Origin of the sequence: Ureibacillus sp. 179-F W5.1 NHS, from assembly GCF_045369345.1 — a bacterium.
Lineage (GTDB): Bacteria > Bacillota > Bacilli > Bacillales_A > Planococcaceae > Ureibacillus > Ureibacillus halotolerans.
Genome location: NZ_JBIQFG010000041.1, coordinates 13,832 through 30,366 on the forward strand (window position 1 = coordinate 13,832; position 16,535 = coordinate 30,366).

General features: G+C 35.2%; 18 protein-coding genes, 1 pseudogene and 3 riboswitches. Of the genes and pseudogenes, 12 read left to right on the forward strand and 7 right to left on the reverse strand.

Annotated elements, in window-relative coordinates; translation table 11 throughout:
• Nucleotides 1–97: 97 nt before the first annotated feature.
• The 4 genes from ACH0B5_RS14750 to ACH0B5_RS14765 form a co-directional block, all read right to left on the reverse strand.
• Nucleotides 98–1,264 carry a methyl-accepting chemotaxis protein gene (locus tag ACH0B5_RS14750; RefSeq protein ID WP_406928032.1) on the reverse strand — a complete coding sequence of 389 codons (1,167 nt, stop codon included), beginning with the start codon at nt 1,262–1,264 and terminating at the stop codon, nt 98–100.
• Between the two features lie 49 nt (nt 1,265–1,313).
• The gene (locus tag ACH0B5_RS14755; protein ID WP_406928033.1) at nt 1,314–2,024 is read right to left on the reverse strand and encodes a hypothetical protein; all 711 of its coding nucleotides are present in this window, start codon (nt 2,022–2,024) and stop codon (nt 1,314–1,316) included.
• A gap of 55 nt (nt 2,025–2,079) precedes the next feature.
• Entirely contained in the window at nt 2,080–2,439 is a 360-nt protein-coding gene (locus ACH0B5_RS14760) for a hypothetical protein (protein WP_122973541.1), read from the reverse strand.
• A 120-nt stretch (nt 2,440–2,559) separates the two neighbouring features.
• A riboswitch (cyclic di-GMP riboswitch) is annotated at nt 2,560–2,646 on the reverse strand.
• 440 nt (nt 2,647–3,086) lie between these two features.
• A complete protein-coding gene (locus ACH0B5_RS14765; protein WP_122973542.1) occupies nt 3,087–3,590 on the reverse strand; it encodes a DinB family protein in 504 nt (167 codons plus the stop codon).
• Nucleotides 3,591–3,761: 171 nt separating this feature from the next.
• On the opposite strand from ACH0B5_RS14765, the pseudogene ACH0B5_RS14770 reads away from it, so the two are divergent.
• Nucleotides 3,762–4,225 (forward strand): annotated as a pseudogene (locus tag ACH0B5_RS14770) (2-thiouracil desulfurase family protein).
• 120 nt (nt 4,226–4,345) lie between these two features.
• Nucleotides 4,346–4,891: an RBBP9/YdeN family alpha/beta hydrolase gene (locus tag ACH0B5_RS14775; RefSeq protein WP_122973543.1), complete on the forward strand. Its 546-nt coding sequence runs from the start codon at nt 4,346–4,348 to the stop codon at nt 4,889–4,891.
• Nucleotides 4,892–4,953: 62 nt separating this feature from the next.
• Here the strand turns inward: ACH0B5_RS14775 and ACH0B5_RS14780 are convergent, their stop codons facing one another.
• On the reverse strand, nt 4,954–5,277 hold the full coding sequence (locus tag ACH0B5_RS14780) for a MazG nucleotide pyrophosphohydrolase domain-containing protein (RefSeq protein WP_122973544.1): 324 nt from the start codon (nt 5,275–5,277) through the stop codon (nt 4,954–4,956).
• A 195-nt stretch (nt 5,278–5,472) separates the two neighbouring features.
• Nucleotides 5,473–5,652, forward strand: a riboswitch (cobalamin riboswitch).
• A 249-nt stretch (nt 5,653–5,901) separates the two neighbouring features.
• On the opposite strand from ACH0B5_RS14780, the gene ACH0B5_RS14785 reads away from it, so the two are divergent.
• The 5 genes from ACH0B5_RS14785 (at nt 5,902) to ACH0B5_RS14805 (ending at nt 9,724) form a co-directional block, all read left to right on the forward strand.
• Nucleotides 5,902–6,114 (forward strand): hypothetical protein, encoded by a 213-nt coding sequence (locus ACH0B5_RS14785; protein WP_406928034.1) that lies wholly within the window; start codon nt 5,902–5,904, stop codon nt 6,112–6,114.
• Nucleotides 6,115–6,238: 124 nt separating this feature from the next.
• Nucleotides 6,239–7,282 (forward strand): M14 family zinc carboxypeptidase, encoded by a 1,044-nt coding sequence (locus tag ACH0B5_RS14790; protein WP_406928035.1) that lies wholly within the window; start codon nt 6,239–6,241, stop codon nt 7,280–7,282.
• Between the two features lie 319 nt (nt 7,283–7,601).
• On the forward strand, nt 7,602–8,912 hold the full coding sequence (locus ACH0B5_RS14795; protein ID WP_122973256.1) for a M14 family zinc carboxypeptidase: 1,311 nt from the start codon (nt 7,602–7,604) through the stop codon (nt 8,910–8,912).
• Between the two features lie 124 nt (nt 8,913–9,036).
• On the forward strand, nt 9,037–9,534 hold the full coding sequence (locus tag ACH0B5_RS14800; RefSeq protein WP_406928036.1) for a GNAT family N-acetyltransferase: 498 nt from the start codon (nt 9,037–9,039) through the stop codon (nt 9,532–9,534).
• Between the two features lie 37 nt (nt 9,535–9,571).
• The gene (locus tag ACH0B5_RS14805; RefSeq protein ID WP_158599729.1) at nt 9,572–9,724 is read left to right on the forward strand and encodes a hypothetical protein; all 153 of its coding nucleotides are present in this window, start codon (nt 9,572–9,574) and stop codon (nt 9,722–9,724) included.
• A 284-nt stretch (nt 9,725–10,008) separates the two neighbouring features.
• Here ACH0B5_RS14805 and ACH0B5_RS14810 read toward each other — a convergent pair whose 3' ends face one another.
• Complete coding sequence (locus tag ACH0B5_RS14810; protein WP_406928037.1) at nt 10,009–10,362, reverse strand: hypothetical protein; 354 nt, start codon at nt 10,360–10,362, stop codon at nt 10,009–10,011.
• A 159-nt stretch (nt 10,363–10,521) separates the two neighbouring features.
• Between ACH0B5_RS14810 and ACH0B5_RS14815 the strand changes: the two genes are divergently transcribed.
• On the forward strand, nt 10,522–10,665 hold the full coding sequence (locus ACH0B5_RS14815) for a YjcZ family sporulation protein (RefSeq protein ID WP_122973253.1): 144 nt from the start codon (nt 10,522–10,524) through the stop codon (nt 10,663–10,665).
• A gap of 49 nt (nt 10,666–10,714) precedes the next feature.
• Here the strand turns inward: ACH0B5_RS14815 and ACH0B5_RS14820 are convergent, their stop codons facing one another.
• Nucleotides 10,715–12,154, reverse strand: a complete 1,440-nt coding sequence (locus tag ACH0B5_RS14820) for a bifunctional metallophosphatase/5'-nucleotidase (RefSeq protein ID WP_341362852.1) — start codon at nt 12,152–12,154, stop codon at nt 10,715–10,717.
• Between the two features lie 190 nt (nt 12,155–12,344).
• Nucleotides 12,345–12,527: riboswitch (cobalamin riboswitch) on the forward strand.
• A 208-nt stretch (nt 12,528–12,735) separates the two neighbouring features.
• Between ACH0B5_RS14820 and ACH0B5_RS14825 the strand changes: the two genes are divergently transcribed.
• The 4 genes from ACH0B5_RS14825 to nrdF are packed head-to-tail and all read left to right on the forward strand — an operon-like array spanning nt 12,736 to nt 16,368.
• Nucleotides 12,736–12,960: a glutaredoxin family protein gene (locus ACH0B5_RS14825; RefSeq protein ID WP_122973251.1), complete on the forward strand. Its 225-nt coding sequence runs from the start codon at nt 12,736–12,738 to the stop codon at nt 12,958–12,960.
• Nucleotides 12,957–13,316 carry a class Ib ribonucleoside-diphosphate reductase assembly flavoprotein NrdI gene (gene nrdI / locus ACH0B5_RS14830; protein WP_122973250.1) on the forward strand — a complete coding sequence of 120 codons (360 nt, stop codon included), beginning with the start codon at nt 12,957–12,959 and terminating at the stop codon, nt 13,314–13,316. Before ACH0B5_RS14825 ends, nrdI begins: the two co-directional genes overlap by 4 nt.
• On the forward strand, nt 13,313–15,406 hold the full coding sequence (gene nrdE / locus ACH0B5_RS14835; protein WP_122973249.1) for a class 1b ribonucleoside-diphosphate reductase subunit alpha: 2,094 nt from the start codon (nt 13,313–13,315) through the stop codon (nt 15,404–15,406). Before nrdI ends, nrdE begins: the two co-directional genes overlap by 4 nt.
• Complete coding sequence (gene nrdF, locus ACH0B5_RS14840) at nt 15,394–16,368, forward strand: class 1b ribonucleoside-diphosphate reductase subunit beta (protein ID WP_122973248.1); 975 nt, start codon at nt 15,394–15,396, stop codon at nt 16,366–16,368. Before nrdE ends, nrdF begins: the two co-directional genes overlap by 13 nt.
• The last annotated feature ends 167 nt before the right edge of the window (nt 16,369–16,535 follow it).

The window sequence follows — 16,535 nt, forward strand, 5'->3', positions numbered from 1 at the left end:
AAAGCTTCCCACAAGTTGCATTAACCTATGAGAAGCACTTTTATTTATATAAGTCAGCAAGGTGATTCTCTTGATATTGCTATATTGAGCTTATATATTAACTCACTTTAGCTTCTACAGTTTCACCAACATGATCCGAGGCAAATAGTAATTTGTTTACATTATTTTTTAACTCGATAAGATTTTGAGCTTCCTGAACAAGTTGTTTCATCGTATGCAATTCATCATCATTAATTTCGATTAGTTCCTCAAACATTTCAACAGATTCTCGAGAGATAGACGCTATTTCAACAATTGTTGCCATGATTTGTTGAGTAGCAGAAGATAATTCTTCTGTACTTGCAGAGGAATTTTCATTATTCTCAGCAATAATTTTTGTAGTAGATAGAATTTTTTCAAACATGGTTCCAACTTCTACAATCGTCATATTTGTCTCTTTAAACTCTTCCGTTCCCTGTTTCATTGACTTAACGACTACTTCAGTTTCTTCCTGTATATTTTTTACAATATTTGATACTTCAGAAGAAGACTGACGTGTTTGTTCTGCTAGTTTTCGAACCTCATCGGCAACAACTGCAAATCCTTTACCATGTTCACCTGCACGGGCAGCTTCTATTGCCGCATTTAATGCCAATAAATTAATTTGTTCTGAAATTTCCGTAATCACTTTGACAATAAGGCCGATTTCGCGAGATTTTTCTCCAAGTTTATTAATGGCATTAAATGTTGTATTTACAGTTTGATTAAACTGTTCCATTTTTACTAAGGAATCCTTTAGCTTCTCGTTTCCTTCTTGAGTTAACTCCAATGTAGCGTTCGATTGTTCCGAAATTTGATTTGATCGCACGGATAGATCATCAATCGCTTGTGAAATTTCTTCCATAGATGCGGCGCTTTCTTCCGTAGCAATTAATTGTTTTTCTAATCCTCTACCTACCTCATCAATTGCTGCTCGAACAATATCCGCTTTCTCAGATGCATATTCACCGATTTCTGCGAGATTTTCTCCTCTATCCTGTACATCCTTTGAAAAGGAAATGAATTTTTCCCTTACATTACTGAAAAACTCCGTTAGTTGATTAATTACAGGATGATTAGAACTTTTGTCATCAATGTTGATGACATTACCTGCTGAGACTTCTTTCATTGCATTGATAATTTCTTTATTAACATGGGGTGTGTGTTTAAGCGAATAATATTTGTAAGCAAAATACACCGATACCCCCAATAAGATTACAATTATACCGAGCAAAATAGCTTCCATAATAAACAAATCTCCTAACTCCTATTATTGTTGAATTAGCAATCATATTTTATAGTTCTCGAATAATGATATATGTTCCATCTGCTATATTTGCAGGAATACCATTTAATTTGCTATTGTCTTCATATTTATGAACAATATAATTTCCTTGTAAATCTTTATATTTTTTCATATTATGATATTTTTCCATTACGCGTAACGACTTCATGTTTGTCGCTTCACCTAAAACACCATTTAACCCTTGTGCTGTTGCCTTTGCAATCAATCTATTTCCTAATTGCTGAATAATTTCATGACGGTCGTGTTCAGCGATTACTCCTAACATAAATAGGTGTAATAGCTCTCCATCTTCAAGATCTTTTCCGTTCCGTTTTTTATAATCTTCCATGAAACGCTTATCCACATCTTCAAGAACACGAAGAATGACATTCATATCATAAAAAGAACCTTCAAAAATATCTTCACCGATAATTTCTGGTGCATTTGTATCTCCAGCTAGAACACCTACAACGTTATGATGAATATCTTGAGCAACTGCGCAATATCCTTGCTCAACTGTGGAGTCTAAATATTCCTTTGTAAAATTATAAAAATCGTCATATGCTATATTTAATTGACCTACCATTGGTTCTTGAACCCATTTTCCTGAAACATCTACCCCGATGAAAGTACGAGCTAGACACTCAGCCGCTTTTTGAATTAAGTCTGGTTGTTCCTTCGTTAAAATTTCATATGTATATAACTCTTGTGTTGTTTGCATTGAGGATCTTCCTTTCAAATTGAAAATTTAAAAAATTTCTTTCAATCGGAACGTATTATTGCACTTTATCGATAAACGTACCTGTGAAATCGATTCTTTCAAGGGCATTTCGGATTTGTACTTGAGCAATTTTAGATTTAGGTTTTACTACAAGGACATTTTTAAATCCTAGGCTAGAATAAAATTGCATTGTTTGTTCTAATTGCGGAACAACCTTTGAAGGGACAGGTGTTTGGTGAGTTCCATCGACAACAAACGTATATTCATGTCTTGGTACTTTATTAATGGTATCTTGTAAATCGACCATATAACCTTCTGCATCTTCTTCTCTCATTAATCCGATTACCTGCACATGAACTTCCTTCGCCACTTCATTAATGGCCATTTTATATTTCTTTTTATCAACCACGATCATCTTACAAACTCCTTTTTTGTTATAATCTACTACTTAACTTTTGCACATTTTCTTTCGTAAAAGTGCAATAAAAAACTATCCTAAATATAGATAAGGATAGCCAAATAAGTATTAATTAAGATTGGCAACCCGACTATCTTTACCCAATAGGATTTTAGACTCGTAGCTTTGCGTCCCTACCTTTCGATAAGTTTGCCTTTTTCAGTTTTTAAGAAATAGCACTAATATCACACTTCATTGTATTACTATTACATTATAAATTAATTGAAAATTTTTGTCGAACTGGTATTATTGTCTTTTTGTAAATTTTCATAATACTGCGTCCTTTATACTATTAATTCGTAAATTTCGTAAGAAAAGATAAATGTTATTTTTTCTACTAATAGAAGAACGACAGAAAAACAACAAGAGATTTTACTGTATGATGTGCAAGGCTATACAAATTTGTAAGTTGCGAATGGTTAAAATAAGGTAAATATCCTGAAGTTTAAGTGAGAAATGTAAAAACGGATTATTTAATAGGGAAGGAATGAAGAGGTTAATCAAACAGGTGATGGAACTAAAAGGTAAAATGGGCCATCTACTTATCTAGATGGCAAATAACTCTCAATTGCGTTTGCTTAAAACTAAAAGGAGATCCTATCGCACTACATCGGTGGAGCTTCCATACCATATTTTGTCCATTCCTCTTTTGACGGACCATAAATGCCTGGAACAACTAATCCTGCTTGTCTCATTAGAACGGTCATTTGTCCTCGATGGTGGCTTTGGTGTTGGATTAAAAACATTAACAGTGAACCGATGGGAATTTGTTGACCTAAAAAATTAATAACTTCATTCATTGTATGGTCAGTCCAATGACTTTTTAATGCCTGTAAGAATGCACTATTAGCTTGTTTATAACTATCTGCTATAAATTTAGCTGAAATAGGAACCGGATAGTCATTATTAGGGGCTTCGAACGTTAAGTTTGTATTTGAAGTAATAATACGAATAGCAGTAACCGTATGCCAAGCAATTCGGCCTAATGTCCAATTTTGTGATGTTATTTCCTGTTTAAGAGATTCATCCGTTAAATGATTAAGTATTCTTTGTGTAGCATCAGCTTCAAACTCCCAAGATCTCAAAAAATGGTCTAATGTTTGGAACATAACCTTCCTCCTAAAATAGTAGTTTTCACTTCTATGCATCTATAATTTCATTATATTCTCCTTAAAATGGAAAAAGACTTATGCTTAATCTATTGGATTAACCAATCAAATTTCAAACAAATAACTTTGTAGTATAATACGATAAAGTCTTTATATGGGGTGGGGAAAAAGATGATATTAGTTAGTTCGTGTTTAGCTGGAAACCCAGTAAGGTACAATGGTACGTCATGTTCGGATAGTACAATTCAAAAATTAATCGATGATCAGAAGGCCATCCCTATTTGTCCAGAGCTATTAGGAGGTTTTGAAACACCTAGGGAACCAGCTGAGATTATTAACGGTGAGGTTTTGATGTTTTGGCAGGAAAAGCAAAAGTGATGGAACGCTCTGGGAATGACGTCACCGAATTATATTTGAAGGGTGCTAGAAAAACCCTTGAGATAGCAAAAGAAATGAAAGCTACATATGTAGTGTTGAAAGTATTTAGTCCATCATGTGGTAGTCAAAAAATAAATAACGGAAAGTTTATTGGAGAACAAATAAACGGAGCGGGTGTAACAACAGCGTTATTAAAAACGAATGGTATCAGTGTTATATCTGAACTAGAGTTAGAAAAATTAAAAGATGAAATTTAATAGCAATATTCTAGCAATCGTTACTAGTATTAGCATTTTAAAATTTCTTCGCTATTACTCCTTTGGATATATCCCTATCTGGAGGGGTGTTTTTTATTAAATTAAAAGGAGAATCATTCTATGAATAAATTATATTTAATCGATGGTTATGGAGGTTCGCCAGAAATAAATTGGCTATCTAACATTGGACAAAAATTTAAGGATGATTTTGATATTCACATTATTCCATACACAGATCCTACCGAAGCTAATGTAACGCAATGGGATTTTGATTTGGAAAGGGGAATTACAACCCCTGAAGATGCTTATTTTATATGTCATAGTTTAGGGTGTGTTACGTTCTTAAGATACTTACAACGACATCATGTAAAAGTGAAAGGAGCCATTTTAGTTTCTGGTTTCGTAGAGGAGGTTGAAAATTTCCCACAATTTCAACCTTATTTCAAAAACCTAGATGAAGGTTGTTGGAAAGATTTGATTGGGGATGCTTATGTCATTTCTTCTAAAACGGATCAAATTATTCATTGGAAACTAACATATGAACTATCTAATTTGTTGGAATGTCCATTTATTTTATTACCAATTGGTGGACACTTTACATCCGGAGAAGGAATCGTTAATATGCCTGTTGTTGAGAAGTTAGTGAAGGCTAACTGGTTAGGTTAATACTAAGGAAAAAACGCCTCTTTAGAATGTAACTTTCTAAAGAGGTTTCATTATGTAAATAGTCATTTTAATAGTTTATACCGCTTATCTAACTTATCACGATGGGACTGGAAAACATCTTCTAAAGAAATATCGTATTTGTTAGCAATTACAATAAGATTGCCTAATACATCTCCGAGTTCTTCGGTTAATTCTTGTTTTTGCCGTTCTAAAGTTCCATTACTTTCATCAGGTCGATCTCTTCCAATTTCAAGTGTTCGAATTGCCCGTGCAACTTCGCCCGTCTCCTCAGCTAAAAAACCGATTCGAATAAATATATCTAACTCTGACCATCCTCTTTTTTCATAATAGACTTTAACCCATTCTTGAAATTCATTCACATTCATAACTAAATACCCCCTTCAATAACCACAATATTTTCAGCATATCAGAAAACATGAATAATGGGAAAAGGCTGTTAGTGCCAAGTATTTAAACGCCTGCAACATTATCCATACGCTATATGGAGAAGGTACTCATTTTCAAAACAATAGTTTGAATATTTTAATCCTTTTGTTTTTTAGGTATAATATATAGTAATTACATAACGTGTAAGAATAGGTGCTTATGAGAATAAGCTTAAAAGGGAAGCTTGGTGAAAATCCAACACTGTCCCGCAACTGTGAATTCGGAGCAAATCAATAGATGCCACTGTGTAAATGGGAAGGCGTTGATTTGTGTTGATGAGAAGTCAGGAGACCTGCCTAATTCTAGTACACACCAAATACCTACGTGGAAATAGGTGGTGTTCTGTGCGAAATTGAACGTAAAAAAAATCGGTTTTTTTACGCTTTTTAAGTATGCATAGATAAGTCCAAAGCTATTTCTGAACTCAGGAGTAGCTTTTTTATTTGGGTTATGTAAAAAAGGAGGCTTATCAGATGGATGTTATTAGTACGGTAGTAGGTTACCAGTATATTTGTGGAACTCACAGGAAAGAAAGTTTTATGGTATGAAAGGGAGTGGGAGAAATGCCATCACATTCAAGAGCTTTTTATGAAGAGCAATTTAAAGTATATATTATGGAGAATATGCTCGGCGAGAAAACAGAGACGTTAAAGGATTTTCTCCTCCAATTAATCGATGATCATCAAAATGATTATAAAGAAATTAATTATGCTTATTTAAAGGTAAAGAAGGAGTTATTGGGCACCAAAGATAATATTGAAAATGGTAAATTATGATAAAGGGACTATATTTAGTAATAAATAATGATAGTTTTCCTCTATATACATTCAAAGTAATGATAGATTATATTAATTTATGAATAATGTAAATATTCAGACTTTTGAATGTGGAGGGGTTAAGATGAAAAAGAAATTGTTTGCACTATCGTTAACGGGAATGATGACATTAGGAGCTGTTGCACCATCTGCGTTGCCTGTTTATGCTGTCGGTGAAGGACCAAACTATAATGGAAACGAATCGATTCAAACTTCTAATCTATATACTTACGAAGAAATGGTAAAATACTTGAAAACCCAAGATGCAAAACAAGAAGCAATGGAGCTTGAAGTTATTGGTCAAACAGTGAAAAATAGAGATATTTATTTAGCAAAATATATGACTGACCCAAGCAATCCAACTGTACTAATTTTAACTCAACAGCACGGAAATGAACAATTAACAACTGAAGGTGCTTTAGAGTTTATTAAGCATCTTGGTACAAATAAAACAAAGGGTGTTCTTGAAAATGTAAATGTTCTTATTGTACCGATGTTAAATGCGGATGGTGCAATGGGTGATGTAAACTTTTCCCTTGAAGATTACGTGGCAGATGGCGGACGTCATTTAACACGTTATAATGCAGTGGGGACTGACTTGAATCGAGATCATGTTGATAAATTACAACCTGAAACACAAGCACTACACGAAAATGTGCTACAGAAGTATGATATTGATTATATGATCGACCTTCATCATCAAGGTACTGAATATGAACGAGATGGAGAATTAGTATCTGGTTCAATGCTCTATCCGACAAACGCGAATGTAAAACCAGAAGTGTTAGAGAAATCCAAAAAACTAGGTGCAGTCGTATTCAACGCTGTTGATTCAACGGGTTGGGGTCATATTGGCAAATATAATGGCGGTAGCGGCGAAAATATTGGCCGTAACGGTGCAGCGGTCCAATATGATATAGCGACGCTGTTATTTGAAATGCGCGGAATGTCTGATCATGAGGATCCTTCACGAGTAATCGGTCAAAAAAGTAATGGTTATTTAATTAAACAAACGGTCACGACGTTGGATGCCACTGTTAGAGCGATCGCAGACGGTTCAATTGAAAATGCAGATATTAGTTTCTGGGATACATTAGATACACAAACTCAACGACCTTCTGAAGAGTAATTGTGAGTTGAATAAGCGAAGCCATTTGATAATAATTCAAATGGCTTCTTTTTTATGTTAGAAGGTTTATCAATAAGAACATAGTGAGACCTTTTTTCTAGCCAACGTTCCATTTTACCTACGGAAAGAAGGAATATTCTAAATTATCTCTTGTTTACTAGTCTTGTAATCCTTAATAATTGAAAAATAACACTAATAAAGACTCAATTTTCTGAAAATATAAAATATTCTGTTTTGTTTTCTTTTTCAATCATGTACAATCTATTTCGAGCCCCAAAATAAATTGTAGATTGGGACAAGTATACTTAGGAGGGATTTTATGGAAAAGAAGTTTTCAAAAGTAATTTTACCAACAGCGTTGGCACTAACTGTAAGTGTATCATCTGCTGCCTACGCAAATCCGCAATCAACACCGAACGGACCTTACATTGAAGACAACCAGAATATTTCTCTATCAAGTTATATGTCAAATGCAGAATTAGCAACTAAATTACAAAAGCTCGAAGCTTCTTCCAATGGGAAGATGAAGCTGGAAGTTGCTGGCTATTCCAACCTTGCTCCCGATGGTTATCAAACCGAAGCGGACAAAGGGGAACCAATTTATGTAGCAAAATTTGGGGATAATGATCCAAATAAAAAACGTATATTAATTACCGCTCAGATTCATGGGAATGAGCAAATTGGAGCTGAAGCGGCTATTGATATTATTCAAAAGCTTTCTTCCAACGGGAAGGAAGTTGAAGAAATTTTAGAAAACGTGTCCATCTGGATTATGCCTCGTATTAACCCAGAAGGAGCGGATAATCAATATGAAGGTAAGTGGTATCCAACTCGTTATACCCATCAAACATGGTTGCCTGAAAATATCGGTCTTCCAGCAGATACGGTTGCTCCGTGGTACTATAATAGCGATGGTAGCGAAAGAGCTCAAAATAATGAAGGACGTGTCGTTTATGGTATTCCTGGATATGACCAAAACCGGGACTACAATCCAAATTTAGATTTTAGAGTAGAGAACCAAGACCTTAGCGAGGTTGCTTCGTTCTTAAACTCCCAATCTACAAATAACAGCAAATACGGTGGTTTCTATGTTACAGCAGAGGCACGTACTGTTACAAGTGTGTTTAAAGAGTTCCAACCGGATGTGTATGTAGATGTACATCACCGTGGTTTCAATACAGTATCTGATGAGGATAATCGTTCAGTACCTGTCCAATTCGCTGCAGTTGTTGCTGATCCATATACAGATCCATTCACTGGTGAACAATATGAAGTAGATGAAGATGTTCTGACGCTAGCTAAACAGGTTAATGCACTATCTGCATTAACATTGCAAAAAGGGCAATCCCATTTCGGTGCTGTTCAGAAATATCCTGATGTAAACTTACCAGGTACAGCTCTAGGAGCATTTGCATTAAATGATACTTCAATTATGTTAATTGAAATTAAAGGTCAAAGCCAAACATTAGGACAAAAGCAGGCCGGTATGCTGAAAGAAACGGTTACTCAACCACTCTTTGCAGTTTTCCAAGGACTTGCTGATGGATCTATTTATGAAGTTGATACGCAAGTTTATGATGATATTCCAGAGGCTTCAAATTCAATTAGTGATCCAACATCAAGAAACTAAAAAATGGTTCTATGAAGAGGGTGGCAGGTATTGCTATCCTCTTTTTTAACGAATTAAAGGGTTGCATCATTCCATCAATTTGGATAAAATTACCTCCTACGTAAATAAGAAGGAGCCGATAACTATGGTTAAAGTAAGGAAAGGGATGGGTAGTGACGCAGAACAGGTCATTACAGTCATGAAAAATGCAGAGGATTCGGGATTTATGTTATTTTCTCCGGGAGAAAGAAAAATAACTATTGATGGTTTAGCAAAACTGATGGACTCCCTAAATAATAGTCTCAAATCAAGTTTGTTTGTAGCAGTAGATAACAATCGACTTTTAGGTTACATCATTGTTCAAAATGATAAGCCATCACGCGTCGCCCATAGAGCATATTTAGTTATTGGTGTACATAGTGAAAGTCGGGGTAAAGGGGTTGGAACAGCCCTTTTTCATCACGTATTAGAATGGGCAAAGGAAGTGAAGCTTCATCGATTAGAATTAACGGTCATATCAACAAATGACGTGGCAATCAACTTATATAAGAAAATGGGATTTGAAGTGGAAGGGGTAAAGAAGCATTCCTTATTGATAGATGATGAATATGTGGATGAGTATTATATGTCGATTTTAATATAAATCTATGAAGAATTTGGCTGAAAGGAGTAGGGTTGTTTTGAAAAACGAAAATATCCTAACATCTTTAATAACAATTCGACCTATTAAAATAGAGGATTATCAATTTATTTTAAGTTGGAGTAAAGATATTTACTTTTGTTTAGCAAATGGTTGGGAGAACAATCGAATTGCAGAACAGCTCTATTCATGATGGGTTCAATGTGTAAATAATCCGCCAAAAAATTTTATTCGTAAGGGTATCGAGTTTCAAAATACGTTTATCGGATATGTAGATTTAGCATGTATGAAAGGAAATACAGCTGAATTGGGCATTGCAATTGGTGATAGTACACTTTGGGGAACAGAAAGTAGATTAATACAATAGAGACTAAGAAAATAATATTTAAGTTAAATGAACCTTTAACCCTGCATTGACTGCCCAAATATGATGTTCATGAAAAAGAAGTGTTCCCACTTTATCGATATCAATCCAATTCATAAGATGATCCTTTTCAGTAGGCTCTTGTTTTTTGTCCAAAAGGTGGGCCAAATAAAAATAGCTGTTACTAAGTAGGGGTTCCTTTTTACTATAATTTCGCCTTTAGGGTTGAACATCGTTGTCACGATATAATTTCTTTCTAAAGGAAATTGCTGTAACCACATGTAGCCGCTATCTGCGATACAGACATTTTCTCCATTTAAGCTTACTGTTAATGGTTCAGTTACCTCCAAAATATGTATTAAAGTGATGTATCCTTTAAATTTTTTTGAGTTGACAAAAGCCTGTGCACATTCTTTTTTTACTACACGTTTCCAATCTAAACGATTTCCGTATTTTCTTTTTAGCATTTGCCGCCTCCTATAGAAACAAGTATTTCTACAATATTACCATTTACTGGAGGTTTGTAGTGAGAAAATTAAAAAAAGATTCGGACCAATACATCCGTCTAGTTCCAACTAAAAGCATTACATATGATGTATTGAAATGAATTTGAGGAGGTGTTCGATTTGGGTAAAAACGTTGGTGGTGAATACGGTTATGGCGGTAACGACTATGGTAATGGCTCAGGCTTTGCATTACTAGTCGTTTTATTCATCCTTTTAATTATTGTTGGTGCTTACTTCTGGAACGGTGGCTACGGTGGCTACTAATTAACCAGTAATCATCCAGGCCCTCCAAATATTGGAGGGCTTTTCCTATTTAATCAATTACTTTAAATGAACCGTGATGAGGTACATCAATAGGCATAAAGTTTTTTAAATAACCTTTTAGTAGGAAGAAAACGGTATAAGCTGTTTCATAAAGAATTTCCCGATTCTTTAATAATGGGAAATCATAGCCAGTTAATCGATAACTGTTGAGAACAACTTCATAGGTTGACTCGTCTTTTAATGGCTCTCCTTTAAACGTAATATTCTTTACACGTTTTCCAACGGGATTCCTTATGTCAATCGTATAAGAGAGTCCGCCCCAAAAATCATATTGATAAGGTTGGGGTGTTTTTGGGTATACATTTGTACGAAAGTCAATTTTTCCCTCGTTATTCAATGCGAAAACAGCTGCACTACTTTCCATTAATTGTTTAATTTCAAATCCGAATAAGGAAATGACTTTTAGGGTATGTTCCCTCGTATTGAATACGATATCTCGGTTCGTAATGCTTCCTTTAAATCCTCCCTTTTCAAGGAAAGCGAGGTCGCATACAGAAATTTGTGCGCCTGTTGCTTTGATCTGCATGTCGTGAAGAAGCTGTATATAAGGGTGACTTGTTAACCTAGCCTTTAATAACCCTTCGTATGTATAATCCTTTTCTATATAGGTAATTTCCTCATCTAACCACCTTTCAACTTCTGAAGGATAAGAAGTATGGTCAGTTTTTAATGGATGAAATTTACCACTACTTTGTTTCGTTTCGCCATAAAAATTTACTTGAATCTCTATAAAGCCTTTTCCGTGGGAAGCAGGCTGGACTGTTAATGTTTGTTGAATTCTCTTATTGAAATATAAATGTTGATGTCCTGTTATAAGGAGGTCGATATCTTCCGTTAACTCTAAAATTTCATTTGCCTCGTTTTCACCTATTCGTTCTTGAAATATAGCTCCTGTTAAAGGGTCTTCGGAGAAACCACCATGATAGGCGACGATTAAATAATCGGGTTTTTCATAAGTCTTTACAAAAGTAACCCAATGTTGAATAGACTTAAGAGCGGATTGGAAAGAAAGATCGGTTAAATAGCCGTGTTCATCCCATAATGGGGTGAAATGAGTTGTAGCGCCGATGACAATAAATTTTCTTCCACGAATGATTTTCGTATAATAAGGTTTGGAAAAGTCTCCAATATTGCAGCTAATCCAAGGAAATCGAAATTGGGAGTGTAATTTTTTAATATTGGGCAAATGGTCGTTAAACTCATGGTTACCGTAAACGGCCACATCATACAATTCGTTTGCAAGGGTAATCATAGGGTGATTTTCATTGTTACTTATATGCTTGTAATAAAAAGAAGCTGGGCTACCATCTAAAAAGTCACCATTATCGATGACTAAGTCAGCCTTAAGACTTTTCATTTGATGAAATAATTGCTCAAACCGATCCAATCTACCATGTAAGTCACTCGTAATTAAAATCGTGATCGCCATAAACCTCACCCCTATATCTTTTTTATAGCATAATTTGAATGAGCGTTCAGCAAATCTTTTTTAATTTTTTTTTATGAAAAACAAAGGCGAATAGAGGGTTTGAAAGGTGACGAATTGGAAAAGCAGATTTTATTCATTTACATAATCCTGGGGAGTATGCTAAACTAATTCCAGAAGATAAAAACTATATATTGTGTTCATTTTTATTAGGTACTACTATATGTAGTTTAAAAGGGAAGTTCGGTCATGACGCCGACGCTGTCCCCGCAACTGTGAAGCTGACGAGGATTTTGAATACCACTGTGCAAATGCATGGGAAGGAAATCGGAGAATGAGGCTAAGCCAGGAGACCTGCCTATAAAAATGCGATGACATTTCTTCGGGGATTGAGAAATGGAGACGTTACCATTTTTCAATTTTTACGAACGTTTCCATAAAGGCTATTTCTTTTCGAAGAGATAGCCTTTTATTATTTTAACATTCTAACTACATATTGTTATAGCTGATTGAGGCAAGATATAAAACTTTGTCTAAAATCAGTAACAAAATATAGATTTAATAGATTAAGAAAGAGGGATTATATGAAACTATTTACGAAAACAATTTGCCCAAAATGTATGTGGGTAAAAACAGAAATACAACAAGCGGGACTTGAAGTAGAAATTATTAATATTGATCATAATGAAACTGAAAAACAACGGTTAATAGATGCAGGCTTTTTAACAGTGCCCGTTTTAGAACATGAAGGGAAGTTTATTGGGGATGTAAATGAAATTATCTCCCACATCGAGTTGGTTCATCAATGATTGCATATGCAAGTCGCACAGGAAACGTAAGATATATCGTTTCCAAAATAGAAGCAGAGTCTATTGAAATTCAAGAGGATTTACAAATAGACGAGCCCTATTTATTAGTTACTTATACAGATGGCTTTGGTGATATTCCAATGAAGGTATCACGATTTTTAGAACAAAATGAAGCCCATTGTAAAGGGGTAGTGGTAAGTGGTAATAGCAATTTTGGACCAAGTAACTTTGGTGGTGCCGGGGACAAAATAGCTGCCAAATATCAAATTCCTTTAGTCCGTAAATTAGATTTACGAGGTTACCAAGCAGATTATGAAGCAATTCAACAGTTTTATGAAACGAGGGTACTTGTATGAAGACATATTTAAAGTTAAATAATGATGTGTTAAATCGTTACAGCTCTACAGGACAATTGGAATTAGAAAAGGATCGTGAGGCGACACGCCGATACTTTTTAGAGTATGTAAATGTTCGGTTACGTTATTTTATCGACGTGGAAGAAAAGATTCGTTACTTAGTAGATGAAGGTTACTATGAGAGAGAATTTATCGAGCTGTATGATATGGATTTTATTAAAAAATTGTATAAAAAGGCTTACGATTACAACTTCCGCTTTCCATCGTTTATGAGTGCGAGCAAGTTTTATGATAGCTATGCATTAAAAAGCCGTGACGGAGAAGAAATTCTAGAAAAATATGAAGATCGTATTGTGATTATTGCTTTGTATTTAGCACAAGGTGATAGAACCCTTGCTGAACGAGCGGTGGAAGCGATGATGGAAGCTTACCAACCTGCTACTCCAACAGCATTGAACAGTGGGAAAAGAGCCCGTGGGGAACTAGTAAGTTGCTTTAAATTATCGATGGATGACTCGATGAATAGTATTGCTGAAAATATTGGGTATTGTTTAGAGCTATCCCGTTTAGGTGGAGGCGTCGGTGTTAACTTAACGGATTTACGTCCCCTGGGTGATCCAATTAAAGGCATATTAAACCGTGCGAGTGGCGTTATTCCAGTGGCCAAGCTGTTAGAAAATGCTTTTAGTTATTCCAATCAACTCGGACAACGCAATGGTTCTGGGGTTGTATACTTGAATATTTTCCATGGTGATATAGAAAACTTCATTTCATCGAAGAAGCCAAATGCTGACGATAAAATACGATTAGCAACTCTTTCAACGGGTATTATTATTCCAAGCATTTTCTTTGAATTAATGAAACGGGATAAAGATATAGTATTATTTAGCCCATATGATATTTATAAAGAATATGGGAAACGCATGTCGGAAATATCTATCTCCGAAATGTATTATGAATTACTAGATAACCCAAATATCAGAAAAATTAAACGATTGAATGCCCGTAGACTTTATACAGAAGTGAAAAAAGCCCAATTTGAATCGGGTTATCCTTTTGAAATTTTTGATGACAATGTAAATGATGTTCATCCATTGAAAAATATTGGACGAGTTAAAATGTCTAATCTTTGTACGGAAATACTTCAAGTACAAGAGACAAGCGTCATTACAGACCAAGGAGAGCCGAATGAATACGGCTTAGATGTTTCCTGTAATTTAGGATCCATCGATATCCATGCAGCAAGTAAGACGGATGATTTTGGACAATTAGTTGATACAGCAATGCGTTTACTTACGAATGTGTCACAGATGACATATATTCAAAATGTGCCGTCTATCGCAAAAGCGAACAAAATTATGCATTCTGTAGGGCTTGGAGCAATGAATTTACACGGCCATTTAGTGACTCAAGGAATTCTTTATGGTTCAAAGGATTCGGTTGACTTTATCGATTGTTTTATGGAAGCAATGAATTACTATTCTTTAAAAACATCTATGGAAATTGCAAAAGAGCGTGGAGAAACGTTCCATCGATTTGAAGAGAGTGAATATGCATCAGGTGCTTACTTTAAACAATATGTGGAGAAGGAAGAAAAAGAACTTTCTCCGGTAGTATTAAATGCCCTTGGTAAAGTGCCTATTATTACAAAACAAATGTGGCAAAAACTAAAAGAAGAAGTGATGGAACACGGCTTGTTCCATTCCTATCGATTAGCTATCGCACCAACAGGAAGCATCTCTTATATTCGGAGCTGCACAGCATCTATTGCACCTTGTACTGAAAGAGTGGAGGTTCGGGATTACGCTGACAGTCGTACTATTTACCCGATGCCCCATTTAAACAATGATAATGCTCACCTTTACGTGGAAGCATATGATGTGAATGCCTATGATTTAATCGATTTATATGCAGCTGCCCAAAAACATGTCGATCAAGGGATTTCTATGACTCTTTATGTAACAGATGCTTGGACAACGGAGCAACTAGCGAAAATTTATATTTACGCATGGTCGCGCGGAATTAAATCGGTTTACTATGTCCGTCAACGTCTACAAACATTAGAGGAGTGTGTCGCATGTCAAATTTAGTTTATGAGGCAGTCAATTGGAATAAACCGACGAGTGAATTAGCACAAATTTTTTGGGATCAGCAATGGAAGCAAATTTGGTTTCCAGAAGAAATAGCTGTGAGTAAAGATATCAAACAATGGCAAAGTTTCGAGCATCAAGAAACGTATAAGAAGGTATTTGCAGGGCTTACGCTACTGGATACGGTGCAAACGAATATTGGGATGAATCAAATCGCCACTTATGCAACGGATTTACAAGAAAAAGCGGTATTTACTGTGTTTGGTGCCTTTGAAGCGATTCATGCTAAATCCTACTCTTATATTTTCACAACCCTTTGTACGAATTCAGAAATTGATGAGTTATTTGAATGGGTAAAAAAGAATGAATATCTTCAATATAAAGCAAGTAAAATTAGCGACATTTATAATAGCATAGAAGAGGGTAACTCCGAATCTTTATGGAAAGCGATGTTCTCTTCCGTTATGCTTGAATCTTTCCTATTTTACTCTGGATTTTTCTATCCGTTATATCTAGGTGGACAAGGGATTCTACGCAACTCGGCAGAAGTAATATCTTTAATTTTACGTGACGAATCAATCCATGGGGTTGCAGTTGGCTTCTTCGCCCAAAATTTATTTAAACAATTTTCTGCTGAAAAACAGGATGAATTAAAGGTTTGGGGATATGAGTTACTGCTAGATTTATATCATAATGAAATGGCTTATACAGATGATGTATATGCAGAAACGGGATTATCGCCTGAAGTTAAGTCATATGTTCGATATAACGCCAACAAAGCGCTTATGAACGTTGGTTTTGATCCAATGTTCCCGGAAGAAGAAGTGAATCCTATCGTTATGAACGGTATTCGTAATGAAGGGTCAACATATGACTTCTTCTCGCAAAAGGGTTCAACTTATGCGAAAGCGAAAGTAGCCCCAATTACAGATGATACTTTCAATTTTGGTGATAGAAAGTAAGTTAAATAATGACTCGAAGAATCAGAAAGGGTTCTTATAGATAAGGGTTTACTAGACAGCTTGCATGGAAAATGCAAGCTGTTTTTACTTTTGGCTCTAAAATATTTGTTGGGGTACAGATAAAATTCAGAAAAAATAAACACGCAATCTCCTAATTTTGTTAGACT